The organism is Bacteroidota bacterium, from assembly GCA_026391695.1.
Lineage (GTDB): Bacteria > Bacteroidota > Bacteroidia > Bacteroidales > JAGONC01 > JAPLDP01.
Window position 1 is genome coordinate 15065 of sequence record JAPLDP010000023.1, and the last position, 23480, is coordinate 38544.

General features: G+C 42.7%; 12 protein-coding genes. 10 read left to right on the top strand and 2 right to left on the bottom strand.

The window, feature by feature from the left end; translation table 11 throughout:
• Window positions 1-5: 5 nt before the first annotated feature.
• Entirely contained in the window at window positions 6-1442 is a 1437-nt protein-coding gene (locus tag NT175_02055; GenBank protein MCX6233494.1) for a hypothetical protein, read from the top strand.
• Here the strand turns inward: NT175_02055 and NT175_02060 are convergent.
• Together NT175_02060 and NT175_02065 are read right to left on the bottom strand one after the other, a co-directional pair.
• A complete protein-coding gene (locus tag NT175_02060) occupies window positions 1435-1629 on the bottom strand; it encodes a hypothetical protein (GenBank protein MCX6233495.1) in 195 nt (64 codons plus the stop codon). The two genes, NT175_02055 and NT175_02060, sit on opposite strands and share 8 nt — an antisense overlap.
• Before the next feature lie 39 nt (window positions 1630-1668).
• Window positions 1669-2229: a hypothetical protein gene (locus NT175_02065; protein ID MCX6233496.1), complete on the bottom strand. Its 561-nt coding sequence runs from the start codon at window positions 2227-2229 to the stop codon at window positions 1669-1671.
• 351 nt (window positions 2230-2580) lie between these two features.
• Here NT175_02065 and NT175_02070 point away from each other — a divergent pair, with 351 nt between their 5' ends.
• From NT175_02070 to NT175_02110, 9 genes are all read left to right on the top strand, one after another.
• The gene (locus NT175_02070) at window positions 2581-9735 is read left to right on the top strand and encodes a T9SS type A sorting domain-containing protein (GenBank protein MCX6233497.1); all 7155 of its coding nucleotides are present in this window, start codon (window positions 2581-2583) and stop codon (window positions 9733-9735) included.
• Window positions 9736-9761: 26 nt separating this feature from the next.
• The gene (locus NT175_02075; GenBank protein MCX6233498.1) at window positions 9762-11624 is read left to right on the top strand and encodes a T9SS type A sorting domain-containing protein; all 1863 of its coding nucleotides are present in this window, start codon (window positions 9762-9764) and stop codon (window positions 11622-11624) included.
• On the top strand, window positions 11621-13252 hold the full coding sequence (locus NT175_02080; protein ID MCX6233499.1) for a hypothetical protein: 1632 nt from the start codon (window positions 11621-11623) through the stop codon (window positions 13250-13252). The genes NT175_02075 and NT175_02080 overlap by 4 nt, the downstream gene beginning before the upstream one ends.
• 20 nt (window positions 13253-13272) lie before the next feature.
• Complete coding sequence (locus tag NT175_02085; protein MCX6233500.1) at window positions 13273-14730, top strand: PKD domain-containing protein; 1458 nt, start codon at window positions 13273-13275, stop codon at window positions 14728-14730.
• Between the two features lie 14 nt (window positions 14731-14744).
• On the top strand, window positions 14745-17078 hold the full coding sequence (locus NT175_02090; GenBank protein ID MCX6233501.1) for a hypothetical protein: 2334 nt from the start codon (window positions 14745-14747) through the stop codon (window positions 17076-17078).
• 12 nt (window positions 17079-17090) lie between these two features.
• On the top strand, window positions 17091-19859 hold the full coding sequence (tssR, locus tag NT175_02095) for a type VI secretion system protein TssR (protein ID MCX6233502.1): 2769 nt from the start codon (window positions 17091-17093) through the stop codon (window positions 19857-19859).
• A gap of 30 nt (window positions 19860-19889) precedes the next feature.
• Window positions 19890-20981, top strand: coding sequence for an ATP-binding cassette domain-containing protein (locus tag NT175_02100; protein MCX6233503.1), 1092 nt, complete (start codon window positions 19890-19892; stop codon window positions 20979-20981).
• Window positions 20978-22723 (top strand): hypothetical protein, encoded by a 1746-nt coding sequence (locus NT175_02105; GenBank protein MCX6233504.1) that lies wholly within the window; start codon window positions 20978-20980, stop codon window positions 22721-22723. The genes NT175_02100 and NT175_02105 overlap by 4 nt, the downstream gene beginning before the upstream one ends.
• A gap of 181 nt (window positions 22724-22904) precedes the next feature.
• Complete coding sequence (locus NT175_02110; GenBank protein ID MCX6233505.1) at window positions 22905-23312, top strand: hypothetical protein; 408 nt, start codon at window positions 22905-22907, stop codon at window positions 23310-23312.
• Window positions 23313-23480 lie beyond the last annotated feature (168 nt).

Consider the following 23480-nt stretch of genomic DNA (forward strand, 5'->3'; position numbering starts at 1 on the left):
CAACTATGCACAGGAAAACAAACATGCTCATCATTATCTTTCTGGCCTCATCCGTGTTACTTCCATATCTGTCGGATGGTCAGGGAAACCCTCAATCATCAAAATACATCGGGATTGATAAAGCTAAACTGGCTGATGGCTCATTTATTCCGACAAAAAGGATCCTCCACACCGAGAAGATAATCATGGCCAATCCTGACTACAAAAAAGGAAATGTCATCAGCAAAGAGCTCATTTTATTTTTTACAGTAAACCGCACTGATCTCGATTTTAATCTGCCGTTGAACCAGAATCCGGTGACCAGAGATAAAATCACGGAATTCACTGATTTCCTGAAGAGAGGATGGAAAATTAAAACCATAGATATCAGAGCCTATACATCGCCGGAAGGTTCGACCACAGCAAATGAAAGGCTTTCAGCACAAAGGGCCGAAGCTGCCAGGCAGTACATTCTGGGGCTTCTCAAAAAACTGGCTGAAGAAGATAAGTCGATGATCGCACTACGAAGGACCCAGGATGACATTCTATTTGATCTTCAGGCAAAAGGTGAAGACTGGGATGGTTTGATCACATCGCTCGAAGTCTTCAACATCAAAGAAAAAGTCACCATTGAAAACATCATCCGCACTCAGTCCGATCTGATTAAAAGGGAAGAAGAGATCAGGTGCATGACTGCGGTTTACAAAGAGTTGGATGAAAAAGTGCTGCCGCAGCTCAGGAGGGTAAGTATAATCGTCACCTGCTATCAGCCTGAAAGATCTGATCAGGAGATCCTGCATCTGGCCACCGCCGATCCCGGAAAATTATCCTACAAAGAGCTGATGTATGCTGCTACAATTATTGGTGACGACAGTGCAAAGTTATCTTTATATGAATATGCAGCATACCATTTTACGAATGAATGGGAAGCCTTCAACAATGTTGGTTGTTGTTATCTGACCAAAGGCCTGACTGATAGGGCAGTTATTTACCTCAACAAAGCTCTCATCCTCTTCCCCGATAATGGTACGATTCTGAATAACATGGGTGTTGCTGCTTTAAGAAACCAGGATACTGAAAAAGCTTCGGTGTATTTTACCAAGGCCGTCAAAGAAGGTATCGATGTAAGCTATAATACGGGGATCATTGCCCTTGCCAAAGAGCAATATAAGGAAGCTGTCATATTATTCGATGGTGTAACCTGTGCTTATAATGCCGCCCTTGCCTGGCTTATGATGAATGATACTGGTAAAGCACAGGATATGCTGTCATGTGCCGGTGAGAGTGCTGAAAAGTATTACCTCACGGCTGTTATGGCTGCAAGAAAAGGCAACACCTCTGCGCTTCTTGAAAACCTTGGCAAAGCCTGCAGCGGTGATTCCTCATTTAAAGAAGTGGCCGCGAATGATAAGGAGTTCATAAATCTTAAACAAAGTCCCGAATTTCAGAACCTGATCAAATAGGGCCAATCTCCGGACGATAAGCCGAAAAGTATTTCATATACATTAAACCATTCTCAACATATTTCGGATCATAGGTCTTCGGCGGGCCGGCAACCGGGTAGGTGTCGCCGGTATTATGTATATGAAAAGCGTCCTTGTAGCGTCCCTTCCGGATGTAATCACCATAGGTCATATCAATCCATTTCACACCCCAGTAGAGGGCATTTTCGCCACGCAGATCCTTTAATTATATGTCCAGTAAAATGCATTTATAGCCCATGATCTGGAAGGGTCCCCATGAGCGGGCCATGTTCTTCAGGGCTTCATCCGTGGCATCCTGCAAATGTGAATAAGTGATATTCTCAAACTTGTTAAGCTTCTTTTCCCTGACGTTTGACAGGTACCGGTAAATATGCTTTTCGTACCTTGGTTTCACATCTTTCTGACCCGAACATTCCAGGATGATCGGCGACTTCAGATATTCGGGAGAAAGATTAAACTGGGCTGCTAGTTTGTCAATGTCCGCTGCATAGTTATTGTGGGTTCGCATGACAACCGGAGGAACTACGGGTACGCCCCTTGAATCCCGTTTGTCGGTGAGATTATTATATGTTTGTCTGATAAAATCGGATGACGATACATAGAACTTAGGTTTCCATATCCATATAGCAATTAAACTCAAAACCAGAACGGTAAAAAAAAGCCTGATTTCATTTTTCCGGCTTTTTTTCCGGCCTGATCTCCGGCCTGCAGACCTGGCAGGCTTCCTCCTGGCCCTGGTTACCGGTTTCCTCCTGCGTTGCGCCATGCCTCAATGATTTACATAATGCGGTAAAAATAAAAACTGTAGTTGATTTTGCTACTTGGCTAAGTAACCTTTATACCGGATGAAATTACACATTAATGAGGTTATAATGTGGGTTTAAAAGAACTACTTGTTGACAATAAAACGTTAATATTCGTTTTAAATGAATAAATTTGCATTATTAAGAATGATATGTAATTTTTTTATATCTTACATAACTCAAGATTTATAAAGAAAATCTTATTTAAATCATCCTGAATCAGCAACCATGTGAAGGTTATGACGAATAATGTGACTTTAAAAATTACATAAATTTTAATGATTACAATTTAAAATTTTCAATGTCGAATAACTATGAAAAAATTCGTTTGGTACACTCTATCATTTTTATTGATTATAATTTTTACTATTGATATTAAAGCTCAAGAAGGAACAGAAATACCGGGAGGTGATGTTTTTGGTCACTGGACAGCCGGCAATTCACCTTATTACATCCAAGGCAATATCACACTTCCAACAGATAGCGCATTAATAATAGATCCGGGGGTAGAAGTCATTTTTCAAGGAAATTATTATCTGAATGTGTTTGGTTCTCTTCAGTCAATTGGTACAAGTACGGATTCTATTATATTCATTGGCAAAAATCCGCTCACTTATTGGTATGGAATTTCATTTGATACCGAAAGTGCATTAAATCCAGATCAATCTGATATCAGATTTTGTCGTTTTGAAAACGTTCACAACAGGCCTGGTAATACAAAATTTGGGGCTATTAAAGTTAATCAGCATATAATTGAAACAATTGAAAACTGCACATTCCAGGAATGTGAGATGGCTATCACCCTCAGCACCAACTCTCCAGTCCACCTCATTCAGAACTGTTACTTTGATAATATAACTGGCTACTGGGCAGTAAATCTATCTACCAACCAGGTTGTAAATAGTTTCAATGTCCTGACTAACACATTTTCGTCTATATATCAAAATGCCATCATCATCGAAGATAACCGTGTCGCATTAATGACGGTTAACATTGAAAATAATGTTTTCGACAATAACGGTATAGAACAGTCCAACAGCAGCATTATTATTTCCGGTAATTATCTGATTGAAAATGTCCGTATTGTCCAGAATAGTTTTAACAATATCAATAAAGGTCATCCCGATGGTACAACAGTTTTAATTACTGAAAACAATGAAGATTTCACTTTAAATTTCTTGGATAATACCATTGAGAGTTGTGGAAATCCAGGTGCCTTATCCGGAGGAATTTATGTTGACAAGAGCTATGAGATACTTTTTTCATCCAACGAATTCACCGGTAATCAAGGTTACAAGTCCGGAATGGCTTACATTAATTCGAACCGTTTTACCTCCGAAAATGACGTATTTACAAGTAATTCAAGCATCTTCGAACCTGATGATGATAAAAGCGGAAATGGTGGGGCCATCTTTTTTCAGAATGTCGGAGAAAATGGCCTGTTCAAGATCAGTGAAACCCAATTCAGTCATAATAATGCTATTAAAAAGGGGGGATCTATATTTATCAATATACTCAATCAATTTGACTCAATAGAAATAAAAAATTCCTCCTTCATTGACGAATCATCCTCGCTTCATGGAGGTTGTCTGGCAGTTTCATTTAACGGTGATTTAAATTTTTCAGGATTTTATAATAACACCTTTACCGGTAACAGAGCTTCAGAATATGGCGGGTGTATTTATTTCTACTCAGAAGGAATACATGACATCAGTGAATTTGAGTCGGTTAATAATACCGTGATGGGTAATCCGGATGTTACTGAAACAGAAAGCTATATTTATTATTCTGCATACAGATTGCCTGAAAACATCAGATTTTATAATGATACGATCACAGATATCAATTTCAATGAAACGATTGTCAATAAATATAACCGGGTTATTCATTTTGAAGATCGCAGCGACCAGCAGAATGGTACTACCACGATTGAAATTAAAAATTCGGAGTATGCAAGGTGCAACCGGGGCATTTTTTATTTTTTAGCTCGTCATGATATTCAGGATATCTTATTACAGCAATGCTCATTTGAGGAAATCCACACTAGCTCTCCCGGCGGTATCTTTGTAGATGCAAACCATATTGGCGACATCAGAATACAGGCAGGTTCATACACTTCAATCATCAACAGCGAAAGTGATGGTGGAGTCATGTATTTTTCAAGCGCCACCGATGTCGAAAGTCTTCAGGTCCTGCCATACAACACAATACCGGCTATATTCGACGTCTGTTCTGCCAGTTCCGTTGAGGATACAGGTAATGGAGGATGTATTTATGTGAAAGCTGTAAATGGCACTGTTAACACTGTTGATATAAGAAGTGGGATATTTACAAACTGTTCCGCTGATAATGGAGGAGGGAGTTTTTATATTACCGGGGGTAACAATATGACCGGTAAAATCCGGAATATCATTGTCCGGGATAATGAAGTCAGAGGTCTGGCTGACAAATTAGTATACGATGGACCCGGCGGTTTTATGTTTTATTATTCGCCGGCATCCGTCGACTCGATTGCTATCACTGGAAATGAAATGTTTGATTTGCCCATTGCGGGATCAGGAGGGGCATTTTATATTTCATCATACGATATTGGACCTGTATTCATCGAAGGTAATAGTTTCAATCATACATCAAATAATAATACCGGTGATGCGACAAATGGCGGGGCTTTGTGCATGATCAGTGAACAGGATATTGAAAGTATTACCCTATCGGTCGGTCAGCCGGGCATAAAAAATTACTTCAACTCATGTACCACTACTGGTTATGGGGGTTGCATATATGCAGAAGCAGGCGGACTGATAGGTGATATTTTTATAGATCAGGCAGTTTGTGAAGATTGCAGCTCAACTCTCGGCGGCGGTTGTTTTTATTTCACTTCCGGTGGCGCTTTTAAAAACGTACGTAATCAAAATCTGACCGTCACCAATAGCACTCTCAATGCCTTGAATGGGAATACACAAACCAGAGGATCCGGTGGATATCTCTATTATTTTTCTCCGTCGACATTAAATGCTCTGACTATCACTTCTAACCAGCTTAAAAATATCACGGCTGCCGGCCAGGGAGGTGCATTTTTTGTCTCCGTTGCTGATCTTGGACCAGTGACACTCCAATCTAATGATTTTACGAATATCGGAACACAAGGCAATACAGCAGCCGACGGAGGAGTAATATATCTGAGCAGTGGCCATGACATTACCGGTATTGAAATTATCCCTGATAACACGGCAGTCACCAATATATTCACTGAATGTTACAGTGCAGATAATGGCGGATGCATTTATGCGAGGGCTGCCGGATTGATTGGACCTGTTATCCTTGCGGGTGCTATCTTCGATCAATCTCACGCTGGTATCAGAGGAGGCTCCTTGTTCCTTCAATCCGATAATGCTACCATGAGTTCACTTGCTCAAAGCCTGCACATCGAAGGTAATGTCATCACAGGCTCGGCATTACAAAATTCCTCTGAAAGTGAGGGCGGATTCCTGTACTATATTTCTTCCTACTTTTTGGAAACAATCACCCTGGCGTCGAACACTATTCAGAATATTTCCGCTGCGGGTGCCGGTGGCGCTTTTTACATCGCTGCTGATGGAATAGGGCCAGTGAAAATGAAATCTAATGATGTCCAGAATGTTAAAGCAATTAAACAGGGTCAGGGAGCTGATGGAGGAATAATGTTTATTTCAAGCTCCAAAGATATTGCCGGAATTTATATCACTTCCTCATTGACAAGCGTAGCCAATATTTACAGGTCATGTCACAGCAGCGGCTCCGGAGGATGTATTTTTGCTTATGCACAGGGATTAATCGGTGATGTCATAGTTCAGAACAACAATATCACCAATTGTTATGCAGGTGACGGGGGAGGAAGTTTCTATCTGCACTCCGATCATACCTATCCCAGCACCATCACTCAGGGTTTAAATGTTTCAACCAATACAGTATCCGGTAATGGTTCACAATCCTTAACGCAAGGATCGGGTGGATTCCTGTATTATTCTTCACCGGCATATCTGGACTCCCTGATAATTCGTACGAACACCTTCCAGGATATATATGCCACGGAGGCCGGTGGTGCTTTGTACGTTGAGGTATCCGATATGGGTCCTCTAGTGGTGGAAGGTAATTCATTTCAGAATTTGAAATCTGAAAATGATAACGGCGGTGTGCTTTGCCTGATAAGTGCAAAAGACCTTACTGCAATGAAAATCATTTCATCTATTACAGGAGAAACCAATTACTTTAACACTTGTTCTGCCGGAGAACAAGGTGGGTGTATATATGCTCATGCTGCAGGTCTTATTGGAGATGTCACTGTCACAAAAGCCCAATTCACCGACTGTTATGCTGCTACAGGTGGTGGAAGTGTCTTCCTGCAATCCGATTTTATCAATACAGCGATTGTCCAGCAAAATATCACTGTAAACAGCAATGATATTGCTGGAACATCCTTACAAAGTATAACTGGCGGACCGGGAGGATTTATGTATTGTTCCACCCCTTCATTCGTCAGCCTACTGGAAATCAATGACAACAATACCCATGACCTCACCGTAAATGGCTCAGGAGGTGGATTTTATCTGACATCAGCCGGGATCGGAACGGCAACCATTCAAAATAATGTATTTAATCATCTAACCTGCACTGATGATGATATTTACGCCGACGGAGGAGCTATTTCAATATTTTCCAATGATGCTCTTATCGAGAATATAATATTTGCATCAAATGACCTGGAAGAAATCCATGGTTTCAATAATGGCGGCGCATTGAACATTTCAGGTAAAGGGATCCGGCATGGAGTTGTGGACAACAATACGTGGAAAAATATAACGGCTAAAAATTGTGGTGGAATGGGCTATATAAAAAATAGTATCCGCGCCGGAACACTAAATATTGCAGGCAATTCTTTCGAAAACACGCAGTCATTTTCTGAAATACCCTTACAAGGAGGAGCTGTCTATATCTCGGGACTTGATACCCTTGCTTGCGTCGATAACAATTTCAACCACATGAAAAGCATTGATAAAGGCGGTTCTATATATATGGACACCACATTATACACAGATTTCGACATGTGTCGTTTTCAAAACTGTTCATCTGATATAGGAGGAGCGGTATATGCTACCGGAAATAATGAAATGGAAACCCTAACCGCGAAAGGATGCAGTTTCTACCAAAACATCTCAGGTACAAAAGGAGGAGGACTTTTCATTGCTCAATTTGACGATGTCATCATTGGCGAAGAATTAAGCGGTAATATTTTTTCAGCAAATCAAAATCTTAGCACAAATAACGTAAGCAAGGGAGGATCCATATATGCCACCCTCATCAACACTTTTACATTGACCTCGGCAGATGTTTATGGCAATACTTCCAGCGACGGCGGAGGGATATATCTCGATCAAACAGAAACCATTGACCTCAACAGGAACGACTTTATGGGCAATATAGCACTTCACAATGGTGGAGCAATTTATCTCAATAATGTTCGGACGGGTGATATCCGCATGAATGGTTTTCAATATTGCTCTTCAGCTAACAATGGCGGCGCGATTGATATTTCCAATAGCGCCGCTTATAATGACATAGTCAATGTTACCGACAATTACTTTTATAAAAACCAAACACGTGAAGGAGGTGCTATATTATCAAATTATGCACTTGATATAAAACGGAACCTCTTCCGCGAAAACGCATGCTTCAATTTAGATCAATCAGGTGAATATTACGGTTCGGCTATTTATCTTTATGATAAGGGTATCCAATCCATACTTTTCAACAGCATATTCGATAATAACCTCTCTGAAAATCCTGATGATGGTTCGGCCTATTTTCAGCAATCATCCCTCTCGGTACCTCATGAGTTTTCTGTTCAAAATTGCACGTTCCTTAACAGCGGTGAAAATAAATCCGTTTTCTCTAAGCAAAATAAAATTAATATCGTCAACTCACTGTTTCAGAATAGCTTAAAGTTAGATTACGAACCCGGATATTTCAACGAGCATGTCGAAGCTTTTTATTCCGACCTGGTTTTTGCAGATATATGGACCAACAACAATTTCGACAGTGTGGTGGTATTCCAGCCAAACTGCTATACGTTCGATTGTGACCAGCCTGTTGTTGACCAGGGTGATCCGTCATCTATCTACAATGACAATTACCAGCCGATAGGATGCGGCACATTGCGCAATGATGTCGGTATGACCGGAGGACCTCATAATCCTGATGGATCTTCGGTCATCCTTTGTGAACCTAATGATACTCTTTCAGTCAATGTACTCGCCATGCAGGATTGCGATGTATACACTTTTACATGTCCGGAACATCCCGAAAAATGGGATACCTATTTCTGGTTCTTACCTGATGATGAAATTTTAATTAGTGATACAAACCTGATTACTATGCCAATGGATATATCGCCCGGTAAGACTTACATTAAATTATTGGTCGAAGACACCAATCAAATACCATCGCGCTTTGGCTTCGGTATAGGAGAGCTTAATGTTAAAAAACTCCGGATTCCAGCGCTCCAGGTGATCAATCAGACTCCCTCGGGTGATGACTATTTTGTCAATTATATTCCATTTAGGTTCGAGATATCCGCCACTATACTGGATAAACCTGACAATTACTCCTATATTTGGGAGATTATCGAAATGAATGGTGTAACATTAGATACTTCCGAATCAACTGAAACCAGTATTGCGATTATTGTCAATCATATTGATCCCGTAGCATCTGACTTGTTTTTTACAGTCCGGTATACCGGTACCGATACACACTGCAATATTGTGGAGCAAAAAATCCTCCAGGTTAATATCCTGACTGAATGCACCTTACCGGGCGTATCATTTTTTCCGCCCCCAGAACAGGACACAATATTTTTCTATTGCAGCGACTCACTGGTGATTCATTTCTTCCAGGGAATGATCCATCAGTCCGGTGCTGAAATCAATACCGGCAACATACAGAGCATATATACGCTGACTGACAATACAGCCGGAGAAATGCTCTGGGCAGATGAATACAATTTTTTTGAAATCGATCCCACAGGTATTATCCTCTATCCTGATACAGTAGATCTGTGTAATCGCAAAGGACATACTTTCACGCTTACACTCATTGGAGACCAGGTTATTACACAGGATTGCAAAATTAATATGGAAGGTAATCCTTTTACACTCTTTGCTATCACTGATGTAGGTATCGACGAATATCCCACTGCCTTTGAAGTGTTCCCAAATCCTACAAATGATAAAGTCTTCATCCGCTCTTACATGTCTTTATCCCTTGACATCACCGTATATTCAGCATACGGTGAAAAAGTGATGACCATACAGAACCTGAATTCTAAGATTCTGGAGCTGGATTTTCACTCCTTACCGGGTGGGATTTATTTTATACATTTGTCCAACAGCAGCAATCAACAGGTCTCTTCATTCCGGATTGTGAAAGAATAAAGTGTAAATTCATCATATTCAGTATTATGATAAAAAAATATGCAAAATACTTTGCTCTACTGTATGTTATTTTAATCATGGATTATTTCCGTGTTGATAGTATCGGAAATCCATTTGATCAATACATGCCACAACAATTTTTTCAATCAAAAATAGTCGAAGTCAGATTGGACATACCAAATGATACTATCATCGTCGATCCCTTTATGTCTGTTGTGAAACTTTATGTCTTTACAAACGACAAAGACACTATTTGGGGAACCCAAAATCCTTTTGCGGATAGTTTAATTCATTTCTCATTGAACAATACATACTTATGGAGTACAGGTGACATTACTGCTTACGATGATCCTAGTAATCGCTATGATTGCTATTCCTCAGGAAATTATTTCTTTGACGCTCCTTTGAACACCCTTTTCTTTCATGCCTCCTATATTGAAAATGCTATAACAATTGACACCATCATTACTATTCCTGTTCATTATGCCAAACCGTTAGTAAGTGTATTGTCTATAAATGATGTTGCTTATGATGACCAGACGCTTGTTGTCAACTCAAATACTGACGTAGATTTTGAAATCAACCTTAACCGGACATTAGATTATCAAGATCCTGCCGGTTATGACAAGATCATCGCACTTGAAGCGCGTCACAACGGAGAAGGTGCAGCACCTTATACTCAGGTGTGGAATGACCCGCAGGGTGTCAGAGATTTTACAGTGACCATACCGCTATCTTCAATTGCAGCTGAACTCATCCCCGGATACAACATTTTTGAGTTTCGTGCCAGAGGAAAATGCGCTAATTCCGCTTTGAATGAATTTTCTGAGATCATCACTATAAAAATCTTTTATCTCGATTTTATGTGGAATGAGGAATTAAGCTCTCCGGTATGCCAGGATAATACGGTTTATGAGTTGACCGGTATACCCGAAGGAGGCTACTTTTCAGGAGAAGGTGTCATTGCTTCGACCACATTGTATAATCCCTCGCTGGCTACACCAGGTGTACATACCATCACTTATCATCTCCTCGTCGAGGGTGCGGAATATACCGTCGGTAAAGAATTAGAGCTCACGGCGCTCCCTGATTTTCAGCTCACCGGCGACCGTGAAGTCTGCCTCAATGAATACGATGTCAGCTATATAATCAGTCCCGGTCCAGCCGGTTATGATCAGATTACATGGGATAACATCGAAGGTGGCAGGATACAGTCACTCAGCGGGGATCATTCCCAGGCTATTATTCATTGGCATGGACAAGGATCTTTAAGTGAAATGCTTCGTACCGGTAAAATAACCGTCAAAATGGAAAAAGACGGCTGCATGACGTCTAAGGAATTCCTTATCGATATTGGGAATACTAAAGCTCCCGATACCTCTTTCATGATGCTTTACAACCATAATCTGTTACTTTGTTCCGACACCTCGGCAAACTATTTTTACTGGTATCAAAACGGTGAATTGCTTCAAACCACGCAGGTACCCTATTGCTTCCTGGGTGAATCTTTTGCACCTGCTGCCGGAGCTCAGTTTTATGTCATGACGGCTTTCGAACTCAATGATGCGGCCTGCCTCACACAATCAAATATTTATCTCTGGCCCGGCGATAAAAATATCGGATATACGCTAAATCAAAGTGACCTGGTGGTCTGCCCGAATCCCAATGATGGGAATTTTACCGTGATTATACCTGATATGGATAAGAACGAATACTTTATCACTGTTTCCGATTTAACGGGTAAAGTCATCACTTCCATGTCACTCAATCCTGCAACGGGCCGAAAAGAGTGCATGATACACGGCAATAACTGGCCTGCCGGTATCTATCTGTTACGACTGGAAGGATATGCAACTTCCTTGTATAAAAAAATCGTTATCAACAAATGAATACAATCCTGCTAAGAATAACACGCCTTGCACTTATCAATTTGCTTGTTTTACTTGCATTATCGCTGTATGCACAAAAAAAGAACGACACCCTTTACGTCAACAACAGCGATATCATCAAGCAATATGGCCGTAGCATCGATTTCAATGCCGAGAGCAAAGCCCTTATCCAGAGGAATATCAGGATGCTCGTCGATTCGTGTCTGCTCACGATGAAACTCCGTGAAGAGGCATCCGAGCAGTTCGACCAGGTGGTCATCGAAAAATTTAAAAGCTATTTCGATGAACAGGCAGTCGTTAAAAATGTACCGGCTATTCCGAACTTTTTCCAGCCGCGGGCATGTCTCGACACCTCTTCATTCCCTGCCTATTACTCAGTTCAGTCTTATTGCGACAGTGCACAGAGATGGTTCGACTATATTGAAATATTGAAAGAAACAGATGTCGTAGCCAATGATTTCTATTTTAAATTCCGTGGCGAGATTTATACCAATGCGCTGGTGTCAATCGAATTTTCTGCCCCATCGCGAATTGACTGCAAATCCATGGTCCGTCAATCTGTCAACCTGAACTTCTGGTTCACAATGTCAAAACAAAAATATATTTATAAATCCGGTGTCGAGATTCCTATTCAATATAAGATCAGATTTCTGGAAATACAACCTGATACCATTAAACCTCCCGTTACTATTGATTATAAAAACCGCTGGAGCTTTCTGAATTTGACATTGCATGGTGGTGGTAGTGCGGCCTCCTTCAAGTCACTCAGTGAATATAATGACATCACCATAGAACCTGCCGAAACTTACGGTGCCCTTGCCAGCCTTACCTTCATCGCCAGCGACACATTCACTGTCTTTAATAAGGTACGCCGCTGGGAGTATGGCCTGGATATTGGTATAAGCTATAATCACGTGGTCTGGAACTGGCAACTCGATACGTACAAAAATGAAGCATACGCCACACTTTCACCTTTGAACGATTTATTATGCAACCATACCCTCCTTACTCAAGTCAAATCACTCACCGAGAAAAAAACATTCGATGTGCTGTCGGTTCCACTTTCACTATCGCTGAAACGCTATTTTACTCCGAAAAAAATCAATGCCATCATATTGAATGCCGGCGTTTCGTTTAATTATCTGTTGAATAACACAACTGAAATAACATCCGGCACTATTTCCTATGTTGGCAAAAACTGTGCTTTCCAGGATCCGCAAAGCGGCGACTGGATCGAAGGGATCACCATTGACGACCTGCCCTATTATGGTTTCGGAACCTACGATGCCGTTCTTAACTCCGGCGATGATAATAAAACTTTTGAACCTTACTATATCGCCGCCCATCTTAAAGTGGGATTCGACCTTCGTAAGGACCGCTATGCCCGTCTGCACTGGATCATCGCACCCTATGTGAATTATTCTATTACGGAACTGCGCTCAGGGAATACCCCTGATAAAATCATCGAACCCGCAGGTAATATAACCGACCTTTCAATGGCGACGACATCAATAAAACCTTTCAGCTTCGGTATCGAAGTCGGAATATCATACAACTTCAAACAAAATAGCCTGAAAAATATCAGGACATGGAAAAAAAATAAATCTGTAAATAAACCTGAACAATAAAATTCAAAATAGCACAGCCGATGAATAGAAAAATACTGCTGTTCATTTTTATCCTGTCTCTACATCCTTTCTGCAGGGGACAGGTTATTTCACAGCAACCTGTCAACGACTCCATTTGCCTTGGACAGCAAGAGGCACTTTTTTCGATTGCCTGCACTACGCCCGATATCATCTTTACCTGGGAACTCAGTGAAACATCCTCAGGGATCTGGAATATCATTACATCAGATATGCCGGGTCTCACAGGGTATGATAACGATACTCTGCAGGTCACCGACGCCAGCAGCTATGTCACTTATTTGTTCCGTTGCTCCCTATCTAATATCTTTTCAGGACAGTTTCTTGAAACCAGTGCTCCCGCCGGTATTATCATCATTCAGCCACCTGTTACAGACTTTGGAATAAACCAATCGTCGACATTTTCACCATGCTATAACCTCTGTGCCGGCACAGCAGCACAGTTTTATGACCTTTCTCAGGATCCATATACTGTTACCGCATGGCAGTGGGATTTTGATGACGGAATAACCTCTGTCTTTCAAAATCCCAGTCATCTGTTCCTTGCTCCAGGTGATTATACCATCAGCCTCAAAACTTGGAACCGGTTCGGATGCAGCTCCACCGTCCAGAAACAGGTCACCGTGCTTCCGTTTCATCAGCTCACCATCACAGGACCTGACATCATTTGCAGCAACCAGTCATCATTCGATAGCGACATGTATTACTCCATTTCACCTTTTTGCGACACCTGCAATTATGAATGGATATTGCCCGACGATCATATTCTTTATTCGGAACAAATCAACTCCAGCACCATCCGTATACACTGGGGTGAGGTGGATCAGGCCATTCAGCTTACAATGAGGGTGACCGAACGGAATACCTGCTGGCAATGCCTCACAGGAAAAGCCACAAAAGAGATACTGCTGAAATCGCAGCAATCGCCCGATACGGCCTTTAAAATCAAACGTAAAGCTCCTTATAAAGGTATTCTTATCTACCTTGGTGAAGATATGCCACTGTATCGCTGGGGATATACGGTCAATACGACTTTCCAGGATGTCATCAACACGGTTTATTATTCCAACTTCTGCGACTTCGGCATGCTGGATCTAGAACACAACACATATTGGGTCGAGACATCTGCAAGTACAAGCGGAGAATGCTGGACCAGGTCACTCTATAATGAACAGATGGATTTAAAACTGTCGGGAGCTCTCGAAATCTCGGTCATGCCATCATCTGCTTCAAAAGGAATATATACCCTGATAATAAAAAATGCTGCCGACCATCGCTATATTGCTGACATCTATTCTTCACAGGGACAATTGGTAAGATCAGAGCTCATCCCAAAAATCAATTTCATCGACACTTTCACATACGAGATGAATCTCTCTTCCCTGGTGGATGGTGTCTATATCATTTCGGTAAAAAGCGATGCCGGACAGCAGGCAAAAAAAGCGATGATCGTTCAATAATTTGAATAAAGGATATGAGAAAAATAATTTATAGGACCCTTCCGCTACTGTTGTTGTTGTTCCTGCTCACTACCGGCTCATACGGCCAGAGCAGCGTAAACATCCTGCGTCTGAAAAAATTCATCGCACACTATGAAACATTGTGTAACCTCGCACCGGAAGATACTACGGTCATAAATCAAACTACCAGCCAGTTCAGCGACCTATTCCTGAATGAAATGATACCGGTCTATTACGAATTGGATACCTCGGCTTACATGAAGATGACCGTAAACGATTATATCAGCGCCATGCGCAGCTTTTCGAAAAAATATTTTATCGATAAGATTTTTCTCTATGATTTTAAGGTCACCCGCGTGCGTAAGAATGGCATCATCAACGTTCAAATCAGTAAAAAACTTGAATATTACCCGCGAAATGTCGACCTTGACCTTTATTATGTAGCACCTGTGATCATTACCAATCAGCTTTTTATCACCCTGTTTTACACTGAGGATGAATCATATAAGATTATCCGTATTGACCGTGCCGATCATCTTTTTGTCGATGGCCTCGGCTCAAGTCGGTTTATCCCTTTATCAGTGGCGCTGGAACCCGCTCTCCTGCAAAATAGTATCTCCAATGATGCCTTTGAACCTCAGCAGGGATTTAAAGCCGGATGGGCTGTCGCTCTCAAACTGAATTATCCCCTGGCCGGAAAAGGTAAATTCAACCTTCTTTTCTCACCAGGTATAAGCATGATACATATCAACACCGCGCTCGAAAAAAAGAACTTCACACAGGAAATTACCGGTCAAACCGACCAGGATGGAGATCCCTACACTTTACTGATCGATGGCCATGACCTGCAGCAAACCGCTCATATCGGATACCTGGGTATTCCGCTTGATCTCGCAGGTATATGGAAATTTTCAAAAACCAGTCTCACCTGGCGTGCAGGAATCACTTTTGCCTATCCCCTGAATGCCAGTTATATAATCGATAATGCCGATATCGGCTATCGCGGGCAATATGTATTTGAAGGATACCCCATTATGCTGGATAATCTACCTCAATATGGCTATAAGCATTACATGAATGATGACTTTACACGGATCGATGAACCTGACCTGTCACTTTTACTTTTGGGACATACCTCTCTCACGGCCGGATTTGATGTCAGCCCCCGTATCACCCTTTCACTAGGACCTGAATTTTACTTTGGCTTTAATGATATCATCAATGACCACAGTTTCCCGGCTATGATCACCGACAAGGGTTCTGCATGCCCTAATATGCTGAGTTACGGCAAAAAAGACGTCCTCATCTCCTGGGGCATGAACATTGGCATCGCCTATAACCTGAAGCGTCCGAATGTACCCTATATTCCTAACACCAAGTTCAGCCGCATCAGCGACCTTCTGTACACCAGAGAAGCTCCGGTATATTGCCAAAATCTTCAGACCACCAATATTAAATCTACTCCTGTTAATATAGGCTTTTTCATCGAGAACGACCCGAAGTTCCCCGGAAATCTGAACAAAGTACCGTATTTCTTTTGTGGTGTGACCAAAGCTAATTCACAAAAAGGATATATCAAAGCCGGCAAAGATGTCCGGCTCACTCTGGCAGTGCCCGACGACGAACGTAAACGTGGCGATGTCATGCTCAGAATCGAAAAACCTTATGGTATCGATATATACCGATACGAATACCAGCAGAATCCTGACGCTCCCTTCTTTGAACTCTCATACAGCGACATCAGGGATGAAAAGGAATCAATTATGCTCTATGCCCGGCAAATACCTCCGATAGATATTTATTATGTGAATAACTCTTATAAGGATTATGAAGACCTCAACAGAAAAGAATTCATCGATGAGGTTGAAGGCATCATCAATGCTCCTGACAAGGACGGCATTCATGAATTATTCCTTTATTCCGCTTATAACTCCGACTCCTGTGCTGTGATGAGGACATTCAGCGATGACAAACAGGCGATTGCCGACTTTCTCGCATGCTGCTATGAATTTTACCCCGAAGGATATTATAATGATATAGACCTGTTCAAACAGTACCTTGATAATATTCCCTGTAACCGGCGTGATGTCAACCTGCATATCGTCCTCGCATCACCTTATACCTATATTAATTACATCACCGATTTCATCGATGCCGTGTCGGAATATAAACTTGAATCCAATTATAGCCATGTCAAAATTTATATCCACACGCCCTTCAAAAAAGTACATATCGATGATGCCAAATACGATGAGAAGCTGAACATCCTGAAAAATATATATGACGGTATGCCCAAATCACCATATATTTTCGATTATCAGTTTGAAAAATTGTTCAAAAATAAATAGGGAGATTAATCCATGATAACGCGAAGGATAGCTTTAGTCTTGTTAGCATTTGCCTGTTCATTCTTCACTATATACGCCCAGCAGCTAAAAGAAATTCCCTCCTGCCTGAAGAAACCTGTCACCAGTTTTTCGACAGGGGTCATGCTTACGACACATCCGGGAGGAACTATTAAAGGTTCCACATGGATGGTGTATGCGAGCAATAACAGCACCCAAGGATACGGCAACGAATCATTTGGTTCCGGCTCTACGACATTCAGATTCATGGATGCATTCTATGTGCTGGATGAACGTGCCGATAAGATCAAAGCTGTCGAAGCTGCTTTTGTTAAAATTACAACCCTGTTGCCCGGATGGAATGATCACACCTATTGGTTTAAAAAGAGCGACCTGCTGTTATGGTCCGACTGTCTTACCCAGCCCGATGTCGTTGTAGGTGAATACCATGCTGAGTTCAATAAAAAAGCTATGGTGATTAATCGTCTCGACATCACTAATCCCGATCCTGCTTCTACCGGCTTCTTTTCAGCACCTGTCAGCAACCTTGCAAATAAAATCGCCGACGCCAGAGACTTCACCATACTTTTTGTATACAAAGAAGAAAATAATTTTTATCTGCTTGGCACCAAACCCCGTCTGAGCCGGAACACGTATAAAGAAGATATAAAAGGATGGGTGTCGCTGCAATATCTCACCGAGTGGAACCACCACCTGGCGCTCGAAATGAATTGGGAACGCTGCCGTGACAGGGATCCTGTGAGAATATACTCACAGTCAGGCCCGGCACACAGTTATGATAACAACTCCAATTTTCAACCCACACAGGCCCAGGGTAACATCATTTTCGGCGAAAACCCGATGTATTGTGACAGACAAACAGGCAGCCTGAACCGTTTTTATATACTCACAAAAGGTATCGACATGAACGAACAGTTCCCTAAGGTGGGTGTCGTTGGTAAGGTACAGATTCCCGGCATCATCACTCAAAGCAACTGTATCCCCGCTTCTGTCGATCCGTTAAAGGTGGCGCTGATCAGAGATGAACTCACACGGGGTTTCCGCCATATCAAACGAGTCAACATACTCTTCGTCGTCGACGCCACTGCCAGCATGGAGATTTACCGCAACTCGGTCATCATGGCACTCAACTCAACCATGCGTATCATTCTCGAACGAAACCAGTCGCAGGAGAAAAACCTGGAGTACTACTTTGGTGGTGTGGTATATCGTGACAAGCCGGAACCACAGCCTGTCGAAATAGCCAACCTCGGTAATTGGAGTAATGATGTGGATGTGATGATCACCTTCTTCCGGCAGGCTATGGACCCTGCCCGCAATGGCGCCGACAGGGACCACCCCGAAGCACTCTTCTATGGCATACAGCAGGCTGTCAACACATTTGACGTGAATCCACTCAACACCAACTACCTCGTTCTCATCGGCGACGCAGGAAATAACCAGGCTAACTATCCCAATATCACAGAAACTCAGATTATTGACCTGCTTAATAAGAATAACTTCAACCTCCTGACATACCAGATTCACTACCGCCAGCATATCAGCAACGCGTATGACGACTTCCGCTTACAGGTTGATCGCATCACACAGTCACTGGCCGTGCAGAAAAACCAAAAATCGTGGAACACCTATAATACTTTTATCAGCACATGCCCTGCTGCCAGGAGTATCTTCCTGCCCTTCTTCTCCAACTTTCCGACCGCCTTCAACCAGTCGGCCGATTTTCTGTGCAACACCGACAACAACAGGAACCGGATTTGTAACGTCAATACCGAAAAATTCCCCATCATCGCACAGACCTTTTACCCTGCCGACAGCATCTCGGTGTTGCGGCTTCAACAGGAGCTCGACAATGCCCTTAATAACATTGCCGTCAACACCGAAGAATATATCAAAAAGCTGGGCGAAGCTCTCGGCGGCGGTGGCACCGAAAATGAATACCGTGCCAGGGTCATCTACTTCTGCCTCAACCTGGGGCTGTCGCTCGATGAAATACTCACATTGCTGATGTCGACCAATGAACTTTACCAGGATGGTTACACCTGTTATAAGCCCACGTGGTCGCAGTATCCTATATTTAATTATGTCGCACTCATCGGCCATGTGAATGTACAGCAAATTCAGGACTATATCAACAACCTGGTGCCGCCGGGTAAAATCCAGAATGAACAGGTGCTGCGTGAACATATCTATGACATCTGGAAAAGAATACTCTGCCGCGAGCTGAACCTCATACGCGAGGGAGACTTCGATGATCTCTCCATAGGCCAGGATATCACCTACCTCACCGGCCTGCCGGCTCCACAGCAATTTAAACTTATTTATAACAGGGATATCCTCTACTCCAACCAGTTTCCGGCCGACAAGCTCTTCGCCCTCTGTGTCGACCTCATAATTGCCAATGGACACCTCCAGAGCCTCATTAATGGAAAGAATATGCTCAACGCAAAATACTTTAAAGATTATAGCGCATACATCCGCCGTTTTCTGGAGTATAAAAACACCCCCCAGAATCCCTCTTCCATAACCCCCAACCGTGAAGACACCTTTTATACGACCCTTACCAACAAATATATTAACTTCACTAATTACGGTTTCAGGGATGATGGATTCCCATTGTACCCGTTTCTCAACATCGTGCCTACTCAACCCGACCAGCGCTATTTCTGGTATTACTGGCTCGACGCAAGAGTATTCCCCAATGAGATTACCAATCCATCGAACGATGTTCTGGAAACGGCACGTAACTTTTTGAAAAAATAGCATCATTAAATTGAGATACAGGATATTGATATGACACTATTCAGCATAAAAAACCTCGTTTGTTCATACGACCGCGTACACCCGGTTCTTTATATCAGCGACCTGGAGATACCATCGGGCGAGATTTGCGTACTTTTTGGGAAATCAGGCTCAGGCAAAAGCACCCTGCTCGAAACACTGGGGCTGATGACCAATACCATCTCATCCACACCCGAACCTTTTCATACAGTTTTTGCAAATGAAAAAATACAACTGAATGAAAATGAAATCATGTCGCTGAAATTCTATGGCCGTCATAGTACCGAAGAACCTGAGGAAATAACGTTTATCGAAATGCCGCTTCACCATCTTCTTTCAAACCATAAGAATGGATTCAAAGGTAAACGTAACCATTCGGTCATTACCGATATATGGAAAGATCACAAAAAACAGCATCGTTTACAGCAGCGTCTGCGCGATGAATACTTCGCCTTCATCTTCCAGAATACCAACCTGATGCCCAACTTCTCGGCCGAAGAGAATGCCGCCATACCCGAAATGATCGACCTGAAAAAGGTCTATTGCAAAAAGGATAAAAATATATGTCCCTTCCCTGATTTTAATGCCGACTGCGATCTCTCGACCGAGATGTGCGCCATTGTCCATGCCCGTCAAACACTCGCCAGAGACCTCAACATCAGCGAAGATATGCACTCCCGCCCTGTACGCCAACTGTCGGGCGGACAACAGCAACGCGTCGCCTTCGCACGCGCTAATAACTCCCACTTTAGCGTCCTCTTCGGCGACGAACCGACTGGAAACCTCGACTTCAGCAACTCCCAAGAGCTTATGAAGGTTATTCGAAATCTTATCGATAATTTCAACGACAATAAGACACGCAGCGCCATTATCGTATCGCACGATATAAATCTGACACTCCAATTCGCCAACCGAATAGTCTTTATCGAAACAAAACGGTACGACAAAGACCGGTTCTATGGTAAAATCGACTCGAATATGGTTTATGTTTCTGATTCCCCACCCGGTAACGAGAAACGTGGCTGGCGTCATTTGGGATATCCTGAAAAAATCCTCTCCTTTAAAGAAATGAAAGCTAAATTGATTGATTTCCTGCATATATGAACGCAATAAATACTACCCAATCCAATCTGAAAAAGAAAAGAGCCACAATGCGATCAAAGGTCACCTGGAAAAACCTCTTTTCATTCCTGTTTATCTGGTTCGACAGGTTCATGTCGTTTCTCGGCCTTTATAAAAATTACAGGGATAAGATAGGCTTTAAAAAGCTCTTCTATAAATCGGAATGCCAGGTGCTGCTGGGCCGGAGCTCTCGCTACTTCTGGTGGGTATTCATCCTCTTCTTCATCACCATACTCGCCATCGGTTTTGCAAAAGATAGCCTGCGTTTCCTCAACAAGCAGATGTCCGACCCCTTTGTGCGCTCCGTCACCGCCGACCTCGTCGGCGAACTCGAAGACCTTGAACAAAACGTCTCCTACCAGGAATATAAAGAAAACCCTGATTCGGCAGCCGCATATCTGTACAGCTCCATATATGAGTTTTCAAAGTTCCGTAACCACTTCGAGCGCTCCTCCGCTATCCCCGGCCGCACGGTATTGCCCAACGACACATTGGTGGGCACTATCCTCGAATATGAAGACAATAACGCAATTGGCCACCGTTTTGATGTCGCCAATGAATTTTCAATTAAACCCGAAAAGAACTATTCCCTTATCGTCACCTACCACCTTCTGAAAGAGGTGCTGGGTCATGACATTGAAAAAGATCCGCCCTTCATTCACCTGTACCAGGAAGATATTCCCATACCAATCTCCGCTGTCGTAGAACAGCTTCCCGATAAGAGAGAATTTATTTCCACTCCCTATTTCTACGATAACATCCGTACTCATGAGATCGAATGTTTCCGCACACGCGACAGCCTCAACAAGGTTTATGTCATCTTCGACATCGATCCCGCCAACAGGGAAAAAATAAACCAAAAGGTGATAGAGGCCTTCACGGAACTTAAAAATGCCGGCAACTCACCTTTGGACCAGCTCTCCTTCAATGCCGGTGAAGACCGGAATAAAAACTTCGTGTATGCCTACAGCCTGACCTTCCGCCCTACATCGTTCGTTCAGATTGACTTCCAACGCAACCTGTCGCCCCAGGAACAACAGGATGCCTTCGACAGGTTCGTCGGCACTATGGGAATCACTACCTTGCTGAAAGAATATAACAAAGAAGCCTCCTCGGTCATCAAATTCTACTGGCCCAGCCTTAGCTATGAATCATCTGATGCTCCCAGCCGGCAAGCCATCTGCGTGAGCTTCACCAACCTCAACCGCGTGAAAGACTTCGCCAACAACTTCTTCGGCACCACACAGATCGAACTCGAAATGGGCATGATCAAATCACTCGAAAACTATAACTTCGTCACCATCCTCACCCTCGCCGTATCACTGGTTCTGATCATCTTCAGCTTCCTGAGCATCAGCTTCTTCGTGCGTAATATGATCGCCAACCACCTGAATAAAATCAAGATGAACATCGGCACCTACAAGGCATTCGGCATCGAGATCAAAACCATATACAAAAACATGGTGTTCGTGTTTATACTCACATCCGAGCTGCTCGCTCTCGCAGCATGTATCATCATCGCCAAAATGGGATTGCTGTTACGGCTGGTGAAGCTGTATAATGAAGATATCAGCAACGAATTCGACTTCTTCTACATATACGACCTCGAAGCCGTCATCATTCTCGTGGCCATGCTGGTCATCAGCTATCTCAGCTCGGCATGGGTGATAAACAGGCTGTTCAGGAATACGCCGGGGGATTTGGTGTATAACAGAACTGAATAGATCAATGATCAATGATCAATGAACAATGATCAGGGAACTGTGATCAGAGAGCAATGAACAATGATCAATGATCAGGGAGCAGTGATCAGAGAGCAATGAACAATGATCAGTGATCAATGAGCAATGATCAATGAGCAATGATCAATAGTTGGGAGATTTTGACATAAAAAATATTATAATCATGAAAAGGACTAGACATTACATTTCGGTTTTTGTCTTTCTTGGGGTGGTGTTTCTTTTGGCTATGCAATGCAAGCCGAAGGGCGGCACATCGGCGGAGGATACTGCCAGGGAATATTATTTTTCGATAAATAAGAACAATTACACCGGCACCAATCCGGGTATGATTGCCGGCTGGGCGGATAAAAAAGATTTCGAAAAGCAGATCATCGAAGAGTTCCAGGGCGAGATACAGAATATCTTCAAGCAGCACCAGGGGCTTCAAGAGGTGAAGACTGTAACGACCACGCCCGGCGCGACAGCTTCGGAGACCACGCTGAATGTGGAGCTGGTATGCACCGACGGCCACACCGAAGCGGTGACCCTGCAAATGACCAAAGAAGGAGAGAACTGGAAGGTGGTCCAGTGAGATGGTTTCCATCAGACAGTTGTCTTTGTAGTGCATCTTCCGTAACTTAGTGCCATTGGCATCGTAAAGGTACTCATTCTTATGATTAACCATCTCAGAACATACGAAGTAGAAGTAGAAGGATAAGTAGAAGGCGATATTAGAAAGGAAGGCAGAAATCTGACTTCA